Source organism: Chryseobacterium sp. GVT01B, assembly GCF_019970045.1.
GTDB lineage: Bacteria > Bacteroidota > Bacteroidia > Flavobacteriales > Weeksellaceae > Chryseobacterium.
On sequence record NZ_JAHXYI010000004.1, the window covers coordinates 469,116 to 487,822 of the forward strand.

Below are 18,707 nucleotides of genomic sequence, written 5' to 3' on the forward strand. Positions count from 1 at the left end.
CGCTCGCTTCGCTCGCGCCTCAATATTAAAACAAATCGTTTGCTGTAATACTCTTATCGTGCTTCGTATAGTCTACAGGTCTTTTTGCAAAGAAATCATCTAATGAATTGGCGAAAACTTCTTCTTCGAACCATACCATTGGTTTGTACTGTTCCGGAGTGATGTTGTATCTTGTTTTCATATTGATTTTTTTCAAGCTGTCATCCACACGGTATTTCATGAAGTTTAAAAGATCTTCTTTAGAAACATTGTCTATTTCTCCCAATTCAAAAATCCAGCTAAGGATATCACCTTCTCTTGCAATAGACTCGTCTACTAAAGTGTAGATGTCTTCGATATCGCTGTCTGTTAATAAATCAGGTTGCTCCTCACGGATTTTATTGATCAGGTAGATTCCTGCATTAGCGTGAATTTGCTCATCTACTGAGGTCCATGCGATGATATTGGAAACATTTTTCATGAATCCTTTGAATCTTGTGAAAGAAAGGATAATAGCAAACTGTGAGAAAAGAGAAACGTTTTCCACTAAAATACTGAATAATAGTAAAGCGGAAACATATTCTTTCGGAGTCGCAGAATTAGCATGCTTTAAAGCATTTCCTAAAAATTCGATTCTTCCTTTTACGGCAGGAATTTCAATAACGTTAAGGAATTCATCATTATATCCTAATACCTCTAATAAACGGGAATATGCTTCAGAATGACGAAACTCGCATTCTGCAAAAGTAGATCCTAATCCATTGAATTCCGGCTTTGGAAGGTGGTTGTATAAATTTCCCCAGAATGTCTTTACAGACACCTCGATCTGTGCAATGGCTAACAGCGCATTTTTCACAGCGTGCTTTTCATGTGGTTCCAACTGCGAATGAAAATCCTGAACATCTGCAGTAAAGTCCACTTCCGAATGCACCCAGAACGATTTGTTGATTGCCTCTACAAATTGAAGAACCTCCGGGTATTCAAATGGCTTATAGCTTACTCTTTTATCAAAAATTCCCATATTAAATATCTTTATAATTAAATAATTTAGATCCTTGTGGATAACGTTCCGGAAATACTTAACTTTTTGTTTGTCTGCGTGTTGTGAAATAAAGTTATTCACTTCCGCAAAATCATATTTCTTGTAAAGAACTAATAGCAAAGTTCGAAAAAAAGAACTGATTTTGAAAGGGGTAAATACTAATCGGCTGACTTTTAGCCGGAAAAGTTTTCCACATTTACATGAAACTGGCTAGAATAATAGGCTAGACCACTATATTGAGGATAAATACATGGAAATCCAGAGTTACAGTTAAACAAAAATATGCAAAGTATTATTAATAAAGGTTTAAGGCGTTAAACAAAAAAATATTTGAATAAATTTTTATTCTTGTAACAATTTGAAAATATCATCTACTTATTGGGTATAAAACATACATCACTTAATGTTAGTAATTCAGGATTTAAATAAGTCATACGATACAGGGAAAAGCAAACTTCATGTTCTCAAAGGAATTAATCTGAATATTTCTGAGGGCGAGTTTGTTTCTATTATGGGAAGTTCCGGTTCCGGAAAATCTACACTTCTTAATATTATTGGGATTCTGGATGAAAAAGATTCAGGAACCTATGAATTGGATGGAGTTCCTATTGAGCATTTATCAGAAGTAAAAGCTGCAGAATACAGAAGTAAATTTTTGGGGTTTATTTTTCAGTCTTTTAATCTTATTAATTATAAAACAGCTTTGGAAAACGTAGCACTTCCTCTGTACTATCAGAATGTACCGAGAAGAGAGCGTAACCAGAAAGCTATGGAATATCTTGAAAAAGTAGGATTAGCACAATGGGCAAACCACCTTCCGAGTGAACTTTCCGGAGGACAGAAACAGAGAGTGGCTATTGCAAGAGCATTGATAACAAATCCAAAAGTGGTATTGGCAGATGAGCCTACCGGAGCATTGGACTCTAAAACTACTCATGATATTATGAAACTTCTTCAGGATATCAACAATGAAGGAAAAACAATCATCGTTGTAACCCACGAACCGGACGTAGCCGCACAAACCAAAAGAAACGTAGTACTGAAGGATGGGGTTATTGAAAGTGATGAATTTATTAAGCAGATTGTACTATAAGTAAATAGTGAATGGTCAATTTTGCTTCGCAAGTGAATTTTATAATGAGGAAGATAAATAATTTATAACACACACAAATGAATATGAAAAAAAATAAAAATGTTTTTAAATCTGAACCATTATAGACTTGACATTTATCAGTCAGCCAGAGAATTAAGAATAGGATGTTATAAAGTTTTATCTAAAATTCCTGATTATGAAAAGTTTAATATAATTGACCAGATACGAAGAGCTTCTACTTCAGTGGTATTAAATATTACCGAAGGGTGTTCAAGAAAATCTGAACTGAAAAGGAAAAGATATTTTGAAATTGCCAGAGGCTCAGTTATTGAGTTGGATTCTTGTTTTGATATCGTTATGGAATGTAATTATATTGAAATAGAAGAATTAACAAAAATTGGAAATTTAATAAAAACAGCATTTATCTTATTAAGTAAAATGTTGAAAAAAGATTAGAAATGTGAAAAGTAATTAGGTCGTAATTAAAGTCTGGTGAAGAATAAATTGACAACAAAGTTAATTGACTTCGAAGAAAATTGAGAGCGCAGCTAATTGACTTTTTTACAAAGTAAAAAAATAAAAACTATGTTTGACCTAGATCGTTGGCAGGAAATATTCAGTTCTATCCGTAGTAATGTACTTCGGACGGTGCTTTCAGGGTTTACTGTAGCTTTGGGACTGTTTATTTTCATTGTGCTTTTTGGAATTGGAAAAGGACTTCAGAATGCATTTTCTGAAGGGTTTTCGGGAGATGCCAAAAATCTTATTATTTTTTCTACAGGAAAAGCTTCTTTAGCTTATAAAGGACTTCAGTCTGATCGGAATATAACAATGAATAATTCAGATTATGACTTTTTAATTAATACAGATAAGGAAAAAGCCGGCCCTTCCAGTCCCAGATATACTGCCAATTTAATGGTGAAATATGGAAAAGAAAGTGGTCTTTATCAGATTAATGGGGCTCAGCCAGGGGAGCAAGTCATTGAAAACAGAAAAATTATTGATGGCAGGTATGTGACAGCGATGGATTTGGAAAGGAAATTAAACGTTGCTGTTATTGGGAGAATGGTTCAGCGGGATTTGATCAAAAATGGGAGCCCGATAGGAAAAGAGCTCGATATTAATGGAACAATGTATAAGGTTATTGGAGTTTTTTCAGATGATGGAGGAGATAGAGATGAAAGACATATTACCGTTCCGATTACTACTTTACAGCAGATGAAGAAAGGATCTGATACTGTAAATATAGCCTATATAACATACAATGATAAACTGACTCCTGATCAGGCTATTAAGTATGGTGATGAGCTTAAAGATAAATTAAAAGCGAGAAAAAGTGTTTCTCCTGATGATGAAAATGGGGTGCGTGTCTGGAATAATGCGAAAAACATGAATGATACATTTGCATTTATGGCAGTTCTTACAGCCATTGTCGGGTTTATTGGGATGGGTACATTGCTTGCGGGAATCATTGGGATCAGTAATATTATGGTGTATATCGTAAAAGAAAGAACCAAGGAAATCGGAGTACGAAAAGCCATTGGTGCAAAACCAAGCGGAATTGTAGGACTGATCGTTCAGGAAAGTGTTGTGATTACAGTGGTTTCCGGACTTGTTGGAGTAGGAATAGGCGTTTTGACTTTAAGTCTTATCGGAAACAGCCTTGAAGAGTTCTTTATTAAAAGCCCGAGTGTAGGATGGGGAGCCATCATTATGGCATTTATCGCTTTGATTTTTTCAGGATTGATCGCAGGATTTGTGCCAGCGTACAGAGCTTCAAGAATTAAACCGATCGAAGCTTTGAGAACAGAGTAATTTGCGGAAAAAGATAAACGGATTAATGAAATTCATAACTCATAATTTATAACTTATAATTCAACAAGGTGAATATCATATTTAAAAAAGATACTTGGCAGGAGATTTATTACTCATTGAGGAATAATAAACTCCGAACATTTCTTACCATGATCGGCGTAGGATGGGGCATGTTTTTGTATGTGAGCCTTCTTGGAGCAGCAAAAGGAATGGAGAATGGTTTTGATAAATTATTTTCAGGTTTTGCCACCAATTCAATCTTCCTGTGGGCACAGAAAACTTCTATTCCCTATGAAGGATTTCCCAAAGGAAGAGAAGTTCATCTGAACTTAAATGATATGGAAATGCTTAAAAGAAAAGTAACTGCCATTGATTATATCTCGCCGCAAAATGCAAGAGGAAGCTTTACCGGAACGCCTGGGGAAGCCATGTCAAGAAACGGGAAAAACGGAACCTATTCGCTTACGGGAGATTACTCTGTAGGAAATAAAATTTCAGAAAAGAAGCTGATCTTCGGACGTTACATCAATGATGCCGATGTTTCAGGGAACAAAAATGTAGTGGTCATTGGAGAAGAGATTTATAAAAACTTCTTTGATGCCAAGAAAAAAGAAAACCCAATTGGGAAATCAATCAATATTAAAGGACTATTCTTTAATGTAATCGGAGTTTTCCGTGTGAAAAAAGGAGGCGGATTTGAAAATGACCAAACAGCTTTCATCCCGCTTTCTACCTATACAAAAATGTATAATGCCGGAGATCAGATTGACATGTTTGCGATTGTAAGTAAACCTAATGCCAATGTGAATTCGGTAGAAGAAGATGTAAAGCAGGTTTTAAAGTCAAAAAATAAAGTATCCCCTGAAGATACCAATGCTTTTGGAAGTTTCAACCTTGGAAAAGAATTTAAAAAGCTGACTGGTTTTCTTACGGGAATGCAGCTGCTAACAATCATTGTAGGTACACTTACAATCCTTGCCGGAGTTATTGCAATTTCAAATATCCTTTTGATTACAGTAAAAGAGAGAACCAAAGAAATCGGGATCAGAAGAGCATTGGGTGCAAAACCGGCAGAAGTAAGAAATCAGATTTTGCTGGAAAGTGTGGTGATTACACTCTCCTCGGGATTATTAGGTTTTATGTTTGGAATTTTTGTATTGATGATTCTGAATGCTGTTACCCAGGGTCAGGATTCATTTCCTTTCTATAATCCAACGGTCAACTACGGAAACGTATTTGCTGCTATGGCTGTCATGGTTATTTTAGGATTAATAATCGGAATGATTCCGGCGCAAAGAGCGGTTAAGATCAGACCTATTGAAGCCTTAAGAACAGAGTAATTAATTTGAAAATGAAACCATTTTAAGATTTAAAAGCAAAAATTAATATAGATAATCAATCTTTGAATTTTAAATCTTTCAATCTATTTAATAAAAAATAAACTATACATATGAAAAAGAAATTCACCTGGAAAAAAGCCATTTATATTGTGTTGGGGCTTTTATTTGCAGTGGCATTGTTCTCAGGGCTTGGCTATCTTATCAAATCTAATTCTCAAGAAGGAGAAGCTTTCCTTACCCGTAAGCCTACAATCCAGAATATGGATGATAAGGTAATGGCTACAGGAAAAATTGTTCCCAAAGAAGAAATTGAAATTAAACCCAATATTGCGGGGATCATAGATAAAATCTTAGTAAAAGAAGGAGATAAGGTAGAGGTAGGACAGCTGATTGCTACCGTGAAGATTGTTCCCAGTATCTCTGAAGTAAACGCTGCTCAGCAGGAAGTTCAGAATGCACAAATTCAGATTAGCAATGCTCAGATGAATGTAGGAAATATGCAGAAGCAATTTGAAATGCAGGATAAACTGTACAAGCAGGGAGTAGCTTCTAAACAGGAGTATTTGAATTCTCAGCAGCAATTGTATTCTCAGCAGCAGACGTTGAAAAATGCTCAACAACAATTAAATACCGCTCAAAAAAGATTACAGATTGCTAAGACAGGAGCAACTCCTGAATTGAAAGGACAAGGTTTAGCTACTACAGAAATCCGTTCAAAAGCTTCAGGAACCGTACTTGAGGTGCCTGTAAAAGCAGGAAGTCAGGTGATTGAAGCCAATAACTTTAACGCTGGAACCACAATCTGTTCAGTGGCAGATTTGAATGTCCTGATCTTTAAAGGTGAAATTGATGAAGCTCAGGCTGGAAAACTAAGCGAGGGTATGGATATGAACATCGTAATCGGTGCACTACAAAACAAAACTTTCCCTGGAAAACTAACGATGATCGCACCTAAAGGAAAAGATAATGCAGGAACCATTAAATTTCCGGTAGAAGGTAACGTAAGTAATCCTAATAATGAGTATATTAGAGCAGGTTTTTCTGCAAACGGTGAAATTGTTTTAAGTTCTCAGAAAAATGCATTATTATTGGATGAGTCTTTAGTTCAGTATGAAAAGAAACAAGGAAAAGATGTACCTTTCGTAGAAGTGAAACAAAAAGACGGGAAATTCAAAAAAGTATATTTGAAACTGGGAGCTAGTGACGGTATCAACGTTCAGGTTCTTCCGGGATCAGAGATTACAAAAGATACTGAGATTAAAGTTTGGAATCCGTCTGATAAAGACAAAGAAGAACTGAAGGAAAAGTCTAAGAAGAAATAATAAACTACACTATACACTTTTAAACTGTAATCCTGGAGGGAATTTTTTTCTCCGGGATTTTTTATATCAAAATCTTTACAAGAGTAAATTCCTATATTTGAGTCAGATAAATCCATGAAAAATGTGTCGATACGCCAGGAAAACTTATAAATCACATTATGTCTGTTTTAAATGCCGGAAATCATTTAAACAGCCGGATGCTTATGACATTATAAAAAGGATCGAAAAAGAAAAGGTATACCACGAACCTGGTGGGAAAACAATTCGTAAAGTAGGATATGTTTTCACGAAAGCAGAAACAAAGGAATTGGAAAAAATTGTTTCAGATCTTGAAAACAGAATTATAAAATGCCCGGAATGCAGCAGTGTGATGGCTGATCTGGGGAAAGACTTCAAAGCTCCTAAAAAAACAGCAGTCAAAGAATGGAAGATTGTAGAAAGCCTTTTTAAAACAGGAAAATGCTTTCATTCCTGCGGTTGTGATGGAATAGGATATATTCCCAAAAATCCTAAAGACTATGAAGTATACCTGAATAATATACTGAAAACGTATCAGGAATATTTGGCCGCCTGTCAGGATACTCCCATAGAAGAATGTCCTGAGAAGACTGAAGAAATTAAGTATTGGTCCGGCAATATTCAGAAGATAAAAACTGAAATCATAGATAATAAATTTGAAATCATGTAACAATAGAAAGAGTTGTACTGTCTTAACTTTAAATTCTAACTATATCCCATGAAAAAAGACTATTGGATTCTGTTTCTTTTTGTCATTGCAAAGTTTGCCCTTCAATACTCGCTGATAAGTCCTGAGTATGAACTCCACCGGGATGAATATCTGCATCTCGATCAGGCGAATCATTTGGCGTGGGGATATCTTTCAGTTCCTCCCGTCAACTCATGGATTGCCTGGGTAATTAAAATGTTAGGAAATTCTATATTTTGGGTTAAATTTTTCCCGGCTTTGTTTGGAGCACTAACGATAGTACTGGTATGGAAAATTGTTGAAGAACTTAATGGGAGTCTCTTTGCTAAAATACTGGCTTCTTTAGGCATTCTGCTCTCAGTACTTCTCCGGGTAAATATGCTGTTTCAGCCTACCTCTTTAGAAATTTTTCTGTGGCTATTCCTTTATTATGCTTTGATTAAATATTTTAATTCAAAAAAAGTAAAATGGATTTACATTGGAGCTGTCATTTTTGGAATAGGAATATTAAATAAATACAATATTGCTTTTTCATTATTGGGGCTTATTCCTGCATTATTGTTAACAGAGCAAAGAAGGATTTTTATGCAGTCTCATGTGTATTGGGCCGCTCTTTTAGCCTTAATTATTGTTTTTCCCAATCTTCTCTGGCAGTATCAGAATCATTTTCCGGTGATCCATCATATGAAAGAACTTTCTGAAAAACAGCTTGTGCATGTGGATAGAATGGGTTTTATGAAATCTCAGATTCTCTTTTTCATAGGAGTTGTTTTTGTTATTATAGCAGGCTGGGGAGCATTACTGTTGTATAAACCTTTTGAGAAATTCAGATTTTTCTTTTGGAGTTATATCATTACAATCACTCTGTTTTTATTTTTTAAAGCAAAAGATTACTATGCAATAGGGCTTTATCCTGTGTATATTGCCTTTGGTTCAGTTTTTCTGGGCCATTTATTTGAAAAAGGATGGATGAGGTTTTTGAAACCTGTCAGCATACTTATCCCTATACTTTTATTTCTTCCCTTATATAATGTAGCCTTCCCCAATAAGAGTCTTAAATATATTGAGTCCCATCAGGATCAATACAAAAAGTTCGGATTGCTTCGCTGGGAAGATGGGAAAGATCATCCGTTACCTCAGGACTTTGCCGATATGCAAGGCTGGAAAGAATTAGCTCAAAAAGTAGATAAAGAATATTCCCGACTGTCAAAATCCGGAAATACCATGGTATTGTGTGATAATTACGGACAGACTGGGGCTATTAATTATTACTCAAAGGCGGGTGTTGTGGCAATGTCTTTTCATGCAGATTATATCAACTGGATAGATTTAAGCAAAAAATATAGAAATGTGATCAGGGTTAAAGATGCCCCTGAAGCAGGAAAGGAACTTAAAGAATCAGGTTCTTTTTTTGAAGTTGCAAAATTATATGATTCCATTACCAATCCGTACGCAAGAGAAAGAGGAACGGCAATCTTCAGTTTACAGGGTGCAAAAATTGATATCAATAAAAGAATTCAGGACGAGATTGATGAAACTAAAAATGAATGGAAATGATAGAATAGAAGAAGGATAATTAGTTTAAGATATAAAGATAATAGATAAAAAACATTATCGCAACAATATTGCATTAGTGGGATTTGTTTTACCTTTGTACTATCAACTATCAACTATCAACTATCAACTATCAACTATCAACTATCAACTATCAACTGAACTATGGAAAACAAAAACTTTGATGTCATCATAATAGGAGGAAGCTATTCGGGATTATCTGCTGGTATGTCATTAGGAAGATCTTTAAGAAATGTCCTGATTATTGACAATGAAAAACCTTGCAACAGACAAACACCACATTCCCATAATTTTGTTACTCACGATGGAAAAACACCGTCAGAAATTACTCAACTTGCCAAAAATGATGTCGAAAAATACAACACCGTTCATTTTTATAATGGAACGGTTGTAAAAACGGTAAAAACAACTGAAGTTTTCGGGATTGAAACTTCATCCGGCGAAAAATTCCAGGCTAAAAAACTCATTTTAGCTTCCGGAGTGAAGGATAAGATGCCGGATATTCCAGGATTTGCAGAATGCTGGGGCGTTTCTGTTATCCATTGCCCATACTGTCATGGCTATGAAGTGAAAAATGAAGTTACCGGGATTCTTTCCAATGGAGATATGGCTTATGAATTTTCAAAACTGATTTTTAATCTGACTAAAAATCTTACCCTGTTTACCAATGGGAAAGCTGTTCTTACTAATGAGCAGCTCGAAAAACTGAAACAGAATAAAATCCTCCTTAACGAAGATGAAATTGAAAGTATAGAGCATACAAAAGGTTCCATTCAAAAAATTGTTTTCAAAAACGGAAAAGAAGTTGCTTTGCAGGCTTTATATGCTAAAATTCCTTTTGAACAAAACCTAAATGTGTCCGATGATCTGGGATGTGAACTGACAGAACAGGGATTTATTAAAGTAGACATGATGCAGAAAACAAATGTTCCCGGAGTTTTTGCCTGTGGAGACAATGTGACTATGATGCGTTCTGTGGCTAATGCTGTTGCACAGGGAAATTTTGCAGGTGCTGTGGTTAATAAAGAACTTGCAGACGAAGAATTTTAAAGAATTTTTGATCAGATTAAAACGATCATAATATTTGATTTATTGATGAGGTTTTTCAATTTTTAGTGTTTAAAATCATTTTTTCAATAGAGAAATCTCAATGAAAAATCCGTACATTTGGGGTGGAAATTTCAAAAACTAAAAGTAAAATGGATATTATTTTCGACCTGATTGAAAAGGAAAGACAAAGACAAACTCACGGATTAGAGCTTATCGCATCAGAAAACTTTGTTTCTGAAAACGTGATGAAAGCAATGGGAAGTGTACTGACAAATAAATATGCTGAAGGATATCCCGGAAAAAGATATTACGGAGGATGTGAAGTTGTAGATGAGGTTGAAACATTGGCTATCAACAGAGCAAAAGAACTTTTCGGAGTAGACTATGTGAATGTTCAGCCACATTCCGGTTCTCAGGCGAATGCAGCCATTTATCTTGCAGTTTTGAAACCTGGTGATAAAATCATGGGGATGGATCTTTCAATGGGAGGACACCTTACTCACGGTTCTGCAGTGAACTTTTCTGGTATTCAATATAATGTAGTTTCTTACGGAGTACAGCAGGAAACAGGTCTTATTGATTATGACCAGATGAGAGAAGTTGCTCTAAGAGAAAAACCAAAAATGCTTATTGCCGGTTTCTCAGCATATTCAAGAGATTTAGATTATGCTAAATTCAGAGAAGTAGCAGACGAAGTGGGAGCAACGCTTTGGGCAGATATCGCTCACCCGGCTGGTTTAGTAGCAAAAGGATTATTAAACTCACCGTTCGAACACTGTCACGTAGTAACTACCACTACTCACAAAACCCTTAGAGGTCCAAGAGGAGGGATGATCATGATGGGGAAAGATTTTGAAAATACCTATGGACACAAAACTCCAAAAGGAGAAATCAAAATGATGAGCCAGGTATTGGACGGAGCTGTATTCCCAGGTATTCAGGGAGGACCGTTAGAGCATGTAATCGCTGGTAAAGCAGTAGCTTTTGGTGAAGCTTTGGACGGACAGTTCGAAACCTATGCAAAACAAGTTAAATCCAATGCTCAGGCGTTATCAAAAGCGATGATCGACAGAGGATTTGATATCGTAAGCGGAGGTACAGATAATCACTTGATGCTGGTAGACCTTAGAAATAAAGGAGTAAACGGTAAAGAAACAGAAAAAGCATTAGTACTTGCTGATATTACCTGCAACAAAAACATGGTTCCTTTTGATGATAAATCTCCATTCACAACATCTGGTATCAGATTAGGAACGGCAGCAATTACAACAAGAGGGCTGAAAGAAAATGATATGGATACGATTGCAGGATTAATTTCTGAAGTGGTAGACAACATCAAAAATGAAGAAGTTCTTATATCCGTAAGAAAGAAAGTTAACGAATTAATGGAAGGAAAAGCTCTGTTCAATTACTAACAGGCATTCCGATATCATATAAAGAATGGGCAGACTGCTCATTCTTTTTTTATTCAATGGAAAAGAAATCTTATACTTTCGAGGAAATCAAGCAGAAGCTGGTTAACTACTGTGTTTACCAGGACCGCTGCCATGCAGAAGTGGAACAGAAGATGAGAGAATTTCTACTTATTGATGAAGCCAAAGAAGAAATCATTTTATTTCTCCTGAAAGAAAACTACCTGAATGAAGAAAGATTTACACGAAGTTATATCAGAGGCAAATTTTACATCAAACACTGGGGGAAGACCAAAATTAAAATGAATCTGAAACAAAAACAGATTTCAGAAAGGTTGATCAGTTCATGTTTTGATGAGATAGATGATTCTGATTATGAGAAGACTATTAGGAAAATTTTTGAAGGGTATTATTCTAAACAAAATGGTTTGAAAGAATATCAAAAAAAAACCAAAACTATAAAATATTTGATGAGTAAAGGTTTTGAATATGAGAAAATAATTGATATTTTTGAATAATATATTAATAAATTACAAAAAACTTGACATATGACTTTTAACAAAAAAACAATCAGTTCAGTGAAAGAGATTGATACATAAATATTTAATAATTATTTTAAAGATAAAACAGCTGAAATAAAGAATTATTATAGATAAATATCGCCTTTATAAGACTTTATATGGTATGATTTTTGTCTGTGAGTTTTAGCTATATCGTAATGAAATTGCGAGATTTCATAAATATAACATCAAATTTATTTTTGATTTCAACATATTGAAATAAATTTATTTTATTTTTGCATGATTGTATCGGAATTATCTTTGATCAGATGATCAGATATTACACATTAATTAAATATGAACACCAATATAGACAATGTACGATTCTCTTAGAAAAACAATATTTGGAGGGGATAATGTTGTCAATCTCTCAGACGTAAGATATCTTCCTAGATGGATAATTCTTGTAATAGACATTATTATTCTGGTTATATCTTTATTTCTTTCTACTTACATTATCGAAAGAATTACCAAGCAGGAATTTATATACCATGAAGATAAAAGCTTAATCTTTGCTTTTATTATTATGGCGAATACTGCTTTTATGTACCTCTTCAAGACGTATGCCGGAATTATCCGCCATTCAACATTTATAGATTTATTTAAGCTTCTGATATCCTGCTTTTGCACAATGCTGACTATCGGAACGATCAATATTCTTTATTTCTGGACCACAGGAGCTAAGTTTATTCTTACTCCTTACCTGATCCTTTATTTTGTAATTTCATTTATGGGATTATTCCTTTTCAGATTATATGTGAAAGAGTTTTTCCATATTGTAAGGGAATACAGAAGAAGTGCACTGAAAAAAAGAATTCTAGTGTTAGGAATTGATGAACAATCAATTGCAATTGCACGTGCTATTCTGGATAATCCAAGCCTGCCTTATCAGGTAGTAGGTTTTTTAACGCAAAGAACAGATTCTAAAAGGGCATCTCTACTAGGAAAACCCATTTACGGAAAACAAAAAATAGAAGAAAACACGAAAGAAGATCTTATTATTGATGGTATTCTCATTGTTAAAGAAATGATGGCCAGAGATGAGATGAACACGTGGGTGAATTTATTTTTAGAGAAGGATCTTAACGTCTTTAAAGCGCCGTCAGTACAAAAGCTGAGAGACAGCGATTTAGGTGGATCTATCAGAAATCTTCAAATTGAAGACTTATTAAATAGAAAGCCTATCAAAATTCAGAATGAAAAAGTAAAGAGCAGACATTTTGATAAAACCGTATTAGTAACTGGTGGAGCAGGATCTATAGGAAGTGAAATTGTAAGACAGGTTGCCAACTTTAATCCTTCTTTAATCGTAATACTGGATCAGGCAGAGACACCGCTTTACGAAATTGAACTTGAAATGAGAGAGAAATATCCTCATATTGCTTTCAAATTTGTTTTAGGAGATGTTTCTAATCATCACAGAATGGAATCCTTATTCCAGACGTATAGATTTTCGATGGTGTACCATGCTGCTGCTTATAAGCATGTACCTTTGGTAGAAGAAAATCCGCATGAAGCAATTTTTGTTAATATATTAGGTTCAAAGATTGTCGCAAAATTATCAAGCAAGTATAAAGTAAACAGATTCGTAATGGTATCTACAGATAAAGCTGTAAATCCTACCAACGTTATGGGAGCTTCAAAACGGGCTGCAGAACTTTTTGTACAATCACTTCAAAATGTAGAGGGTAATGTTACCAAGTTTATTACAACAAGATTTGGAAACGTATTAGGATCCAACGGTTCTGTAATTCCCCATTTTAAAAAACAGATTGAAGCCGGAGGTCCGGTAACCATCACTCACCCGGAAATTGTAAGATATTTCATGACTATTCCTGAGGCTTGTGAATTGGTACTTCAGGCCGGAACAATGGGAGAAGGTGGTGAAATTTTTGTCTTTGATATGGGTGAACCTGTTAAAATTCTTGACCTTGCGAAAAGAATGATCAAATTATCAGGATTCGAGCCTAATATTGATATTAAGATCATTTATACAGGATTAAGGCCCGGGGAAAAGCTTTATGAAGAACTTTTAAGTGATGATGCGAAAACTCTTCCTACGCATAATGATAAGATTATGATTTCTAAAGACCCTTCTACGGGATTTGAAGAAATAGAGGCGCTTACCACACAAATTACTAAAGCTTCCCTTAGAAGAGATAAAGTAGAAGTAGTAAGGATTCTTAAAACAATCGTGCCGGAATTTCGAAGCAATAATTCAATCTATGAGGCCTTAGATAAATAGGAAAAAAATAAATGTATATTTGTACAATTTAACAAGATAATGAAAGGAAAAATATTAGCAGTAATCTTAGTGTCCTCTTTAGTGATTTCCTGTAAAGTTAATCCCAATGCAAAGAATGATTTAAATTATATGCAGAATATAGAACAGGTTGCAATCAATGCTTCTGCTAAAAATTCTGCAAATACAATTCAAGCAGGGGATCAGCTGGTTATTCTGATCACGGCAAAGGATATGGATGTTGTAAAACCTTTTAATCAAAACTATTCTTCATCAGAACTTGTTCAAACCAATGCTGCTGCTGGAGGAAATACTCCTAATCAGGGAGCAACAATACTGTCAGGTCCAACATATATTGTAGATTCGAATGGTGATATTGACTTTCCAATATTGGGAAAACTGAATACTTTAGATAAAAGTTTGACAACATTTAAAGATGAACTAAGGGAAAAAATGACGAAATATGTCATTAACCCAACAGTTAATATGAGACTCTCGAACTTTAAAGTTACGGTATTAGGGGAAGTAAATAGACAAGGCGACTATACTATTGCAAACGGACAGGCAACGATCTGGAATGCATTAGGGATGGCTGGCGATTTGACTCAGTATGGAAAAAGGAATGATATATTGGTGGTAAGAACAGAAAACGGGGTTGTTTCTCACGGCCGCATTAATCTTCACGATGCTAATTTAATTAATTCTCCATATTATAATCTGAAACAAGGGGATGCCATTATTGTTTCTTCAAACAATACAAAAGATGTTATGGCAAAACAAAACCCAAATACAGGTCTTTACCTGACAGCAATTTCTATCGGTATTACAGCCATAGCAGTAGTGGTAAGTTTATTTAATAAGAAATAAAAATTGATGGATAACCAGCGAACTTCACAATTTTCAGAAGACGAAAACGACACAAAGAGAATTAATGTTAGTGAAATTTTAAAACCATATATCCGAAAATGGCCTTGGTTTATTATAAGTGCATTTATTGCTTTGGTAATAGGCTATATTTCATTGAAATTTATGGTTCCTGTATATGGTGTACAGTCTACAATTCTTATCAAAGATGCTAAAAATTCTTCTTCATCAGTAATGGCAAACGATTTGGGGGTCTTACCTGATTTATCAGGTATTGGAGGTCTTAAAACCAATAGTATAGCCAATGAAATAGAAGTTTTGAAGTCAAAAAAAATGATGAGTGAAGTCATCAGCAGTTTAAGTCTTCAAACTAATATTACAGCAAAAGGAAAGATCAGAACCTTAGAGTTATATAAAGAAACTTCCCCTGTAGAAGTGAGGGTAATTGGAGAGAAAAAGGATAAAGGTGCTATAAATACAATTCTACTTGCAATCAATGGAGAGAAGTTAACTTTGAGTGGTGAAAGCCTTAAAAAAGATATTGTAACAACTTATGGTAAGACAATAAGTTTACCATTTGCAAACATTATAATAACAAAAAACCCAAAATTTAACGCTGCAGAAGTTAAAGGCATAAACATAAACAATCTGGTACTTCAGATATCTTCTCTGGAAGCTGCTGTAAATAGCCTTCAAGGGCCGCTTAATGTTGATCTTGTTAATAGAGAAACAACCGTACTAAAACTTGCATATCAATATCCTCAGATAGCAAAAGCAAAAGATATTATCAATAGCCTGGTAATAGCTTATAACAACGATGCTATTGTAGATAAAAATTCAGAATCAAAAAAGACTTTAGATTTTATTGAAGATAGAATAAAAAAATTATCAGGTGAGCTGGGAGAAGTTGAAAATCAGAAAGAAAGTTTTAAATCGAAAAATAACCTTACTGATTTAGAAACGGAAGCTAAAATTAATTTAGAAAGTTCTGCTGCAGCCAGAGCCAAACAACTGGATGTGGATGCTCAGCTGGAACTTACAACAGCACTTATAGGCTATGTTTCTAAACAAGGACAATATCAGGTTCTGCCTGCAAATGTAGGATTGAATAATCCTGAAGCAATATCAGGAATATCAGGATATAACCAACTTGTTTTACAGAGAAACAGATTACTTGAATCTGCTACACCAGAAAACCCTACTGTGGTAGATGTTACAAAACAAATTAATGCAATGCGTAGTTCCATTATGCAGACTCTCCAAAGAAATAAAGTAGGGCTGGAACTTGCAAAAAATGAATATTTAGGAGAGCAAAATAAAGTTTCTGGAAAAATATCCAAACTTCCTTCTATCGAAAAAATGTTCAGAAGTATAGAAAGACAGCAGCAGATTAAAGAAAATCTGTACTTACTTTTACTTCAAAAGAGGGAAGAGACCGCTATTGCACAATCTATCTTAGCTCCAAAAGCAAAAGTTCTGGATGCTGCATATGCTTCACCAGCAGCGATTTCTCCAAAGACTAATGTTATTTTGACGATTTATTTAGTAGCAGGTCTGTTAATTCCATTTATTATTATTTATTTAACAATGCTTTTCAATAATAAAATTGTTACAAAACATGATCTTGAGAAGCTTGTACATGCACCTATTATTGCGGAATTACCAAGTCTTGAAAAAGGAGATTCTGAGATCGTAAAAACGAATGACATTACTCCTATGGCGGAAGCATTTAGAATTCTTATTACCAATATGAATTTCATGCTTTCAAAAGATGGAAAAGGAAAAGTTGTATTTGTTACTTCTACAGTAAAAGGAGAAGGGAAAACCTTTACTTCTGTCAATTTAGCTTTAACATTAGCTAATCCTAAGAAAAAAGCAATTATCATAGGATCTGATATCAGGAATCCTCAGCTTCAAAGATATAACCCTGCCAGAAAAGGGCTTACCGGACTTACGGAATATCTTTATAATGACGATACAAAACTGCAAGATATCATTCATGTATCATCTTTTAATCCTCATCTGGATGTAATTTATTCAGGAATGATTCCTCCGAATCCGACAGAATTATTATCCAACGGTCGCTATGAGACTCTTTTAAGTGAATTGAAAGATAAATATGAGTATATTATCCTGGATACTGCACCATTGCTTCTCGTTACAGACACATTCCTTATTGCTGAACTTTCTGATATTACTATTTATGTATCCAGATCGAAATACACTGAAAAGGCATTGTTAGAATTTGCAAATAGCAATATCGATCAGAAAAAAATCAAAAATGTTGGTTTCGTACTTAATGATGTGAATAGGGAAGATTTAGGATATAGTAACAAATATGGTTATGGGTATAACCAACATACAGAACAATCTTGGTTTCAAAAAATAAAAAATAAACTTAGTTAATGATAACAACATATAAAATAGCGGTTATAGGCCAGGGTTATGTAGGTCTACCTTTATCTCTTGAATTTGCAGATCACTATCCTGTCTTTGGATTTGATATCAATACACAGCGTGTTGAGCAACTTAACAACGGAAAAGATATAACGCTTGAAGCAGATGTTGATAAATTAAATAACGGACTGAAAAAATATAATGAATCTAATGGTTCTTTAGGATACAAAGCAACAAGTCTGTTGTCTGATATTTCTGAAGCTAATGTATTCATTGTGACAGTTCCTACCCCTATTGATAAATATAATGCTCCGGATCTGAATCCATTGATTTCTGCCTCAAAAATGTTGGGAGAAATTATCAAAAAAGGAGATATTGTTATTTATGAATCTACAGTCTTTCCAGGATGTACAGAAGAAGAATGCGTACCGGTTCTTGAAAAATATTCAGGACTTCAGTTTAACGAAGACTTTTTTGTAGGATATTCGCCGGAAAGAATTAATCCGGGAGATAAGGTAAATACGCTTACAAGTGTTAAAAAAGTAACTTCAGGTTCTACGGAAAAGATTGCCGAAGAAGTTGATAATCTATATAAGAAAATCATTACTGCTGGAACTCACAAGGCACCCAGCATTAAAGTAGCAGAAGCTTCTAAAGCTATTGAAAATGCACAAAGAGACGTTAATATTTCTTTTGTGAACGAATTGGCTTTAATTTTTGATAGAGTAGGAATCGATACCAATGATGTATTGGAAGCTGCAGGTACAAAATATAATTTCCTTAAATATAAACCTGGATTAGTAGGAGGACATTGTATCTCCGTAGATCCTTATTATCTTGCACACAAGGCAGAGCAGTTAGGATACCACCCTGATGTTATCTTATCCGGAAGACGTGTAAACGATTCTATTGCTAAGTTTGTTGCTGCTAAAGTAGTGAAACTTCTTATTGCAAAAGGTGGAGTGATCAAAAATTCTAATGCCTTGATTTTAGGAGTTACATTCAAAGAAAACTGTCCGGATGTCAGAAATACCAAAGTTGTTGATATTTACAGAGAACTTGCTGATTATGGAGTAAATGTAGACATTTATGATCCGTGGGCAAGCAAAGAGGAAGTAAAACACGAATATGGAATTGATATTCTGGATACTTTACAGGAAGGGAAAAAGTATGATTCTTTAGTTATTGCAGTATCTCATAACGAGTTTCTGGAAATGGATATGGATCAGCTTAAAAAAGAAAATGCTGTGGTTTTTGATACCAAAGCATGTTTAGACAGAAATCTGGTGGATGCAAGACTGTAACAGATA

Annotated in this window: 15 protein-coding genes; 14 read left to right on the forward strand and 1 reads right to left on the reverse strand. The window is 34.6% G+C overall.

Annotation, left to right across the window (positions count from 1 at the left end; translation table 11 throughout):
- Window positions 1-25 precede the first annotated feature (25 nt).
- The gene (locus LC457_RS12050) at window positions 26-1,000 is read right to left on the reverse strand and encodes a ribonucleotide-diphosphate reductase subunit beta (RefSeq protein ID WP_047378790.1); all 975 of its coding nucleotides are present in this window, start codon (window positions 998-1,000) and stop codon (window positions 26-28) included.
- Window positions 1,001-1,424: 424 nt separating this feature from the next.
- Between LC457_RS12050 and LC457_RS12055 the strand changes: the two genes are divergently transcribed.
- The 14 genes from LC457_RS12055 (at window position 1,425) to LC457_RS12120 (ending at window position 18,701) form a co-directional block, all read left to right on the forward strand.
- Complete coding sequence (locus LC457_RS12055; RefSeq protein WP_047420805.1) at window positions 1,425-2,114, forward strand: ABC transporter ATP-binding protein; 690 nt, start codon at window positions 1,425-1,427, stop codon at window positions 2,112-2,114.
- A gap of 99 nt (window positions 2,115-2,213) precedes the next feature.
- The gene (locus tag LC457_RS12060; RefSeq protein ID WP_223600041.1) at window positions 2,214-2,570 is read left to right on the forward strand and encodes a four helix bundle protein; all 357 of its coding nucleotides are present in this window, start codon (window positions 2,214-2,216) and stop codon (window positions 2,568-2,570) included.
- Window positions 2,571-2,699: 129 nt separating this feature from the next.
- Window positions 2,700-3,929: an ABC transporter permease gene (locus tag LC457_RS12065; RefSeq protein WP_223600042.1), complete on the forward strand. Its 1,230-nt coding sequence runs from the start codon at window positions 2,700-2,702 to the stop codon at window positions 3,927-3,929.
- Between the two features lie 68 nt (window positions 3,930-3,997).
- Window positions 3,998-5,269: an ABC transporter permease gene (locus LC457_RS12070; protein WP_047420807.1), complete on the forward strand. Its 1,272-nt coding sequence runs from the start codon at window positions 3,998-4,000 to the stop codon at window positions 5,267-5,269.
- 110 nt (window positions 5,270-5,379) lie between these two features.
- Window positions 5,380-6,591 carry an efflux RND transporter periplasmic adaptor subunit gene (locus LC457_RS12075; RefSeq protein WP_223600043.1) on the forward strand — a complete coding sequence of 404 codons (1,212 nt, stop codon included), beginning with the start codon at window positions 5,380-5,382 and terminating at the stop codon, window positions 6,589-6,591.
- A gap of 121 nt (window positions 6,592-6,712) precedes the next feature.
- Window positions 6,713-7,279 (forward strand): hypothetical protein, encoded by a 567-nt coding sequence (locus LC457_RS12080; protein ID WP_223600044.1) that lies wholly within the window; start codon window positions 6,713-6,715, stop codon window positions 7,277-7,279.
- A gap of 48 nt (window positions 7,280-7,327) precedes the next feature.
- Window positions 7,328-8,854, forward strand: a complete 1,527-nt coding sequence (locus tag LC457_RS12085) for a glycosyltransferase family 39 protein (RefSeq protein ID WP_223600045.1) — start codon at window positions 7,328-7,330, stop codon at window positions 8,852-8,854.
- Window positions 8,855-9,016: 162 nt separating this feature from the next.
- Complete coding sequence (locus tag LC457_RS12090; RefSeq protein WP_223600046.1) at window positions 9,017-9,922, forward strand: NAD(P)/FAD-dependent oxidoreductase; 906 nt, start codon at window positions 9,017-9,019, stop codon at window positions 9,920-9,922.
- Between the two features lie 149 nt (window positions 9,923-10,071).
- Window positions 10,072-11,337, forward strand: a complete 1,266-nt coding sequence (glyA, locus tag LC457_RS12095) for a serine hydroxymethyltransferase (RefSeq protein ID WP_223600047.1) — start codon at window positions 10,072-10,074, stop codon at window positions 11,335-11,337.
- Between the two features lie 56 nt (window positions 11,338-11,393).
- Window positions 11,394-11,852 carry a regulatory protein RecX gene (locus tag LC457_RS12100; RefSeq protein ID WP_223600048.1) on the forward strand — a complete coding sequence of 153 codons (459 nt, stop codon included), beginning with the start codon at window positions 11,394-11,396 and terminating at the stop codon, window positions 11,850-11,852.
- Between the two features lie 358 nt (window positions 11,853-12,210).
- Window positions 12,211-14,139, forward strand: a complete 1,929-nt coding sequence (locus LC457_RS12105; RefSeq protein ID WP_223600049.1) for a nucleoside-diphosphate sugar epimerase/dehydratase — start codon at window positions 12,211-12,213, stop codon at window positions 14,137-14,139.
- 39 nt (window positions 14,140-14,178) lie between these two features.
- Window positions 14,179-15,003 (forward strand): polysaccharide biosynthesis/export family protein, encoded by an 825-nt coding sequence (locus LC457_RS12110; RefSeq protein WP_223600050.1) that lies wholly within the window; start codon window positions 14,179-14,181, stop codon window positions 15,001-15,003.
- Window positions 15,004-15,009: 6 nt separating this feature from the next.
- Window positions 15,010-17,406 carry a tyrosine-protein kinase gene (locus LC457_RS12115; protein WP_223600051.1) on the forward strand — a complete coding sequence of 799 codons (2,397 nt, stop codon included), beginning with the start codon at window positions 15,010-15,012 and terminating at the stop codon, window positions 17,404-17,406.
- Window positions 17,406-18,701: a nucleotide sugar dehydrogenase gene (locus LC457_RS12120; protein WP_223600052.1), complete on the forward strand. Its 1,296-nt coding sequence runs from the start codon at window positions 17,406-17,408 to the stop codon at window positions 18,699-18,701. Before LC457_RS12115 ends, LC457_RS12120 begins: the two co-directional genes overlap by 1 nt.
- Window positions 18,702-18,707: the final 6 nt, after the last annotated feature.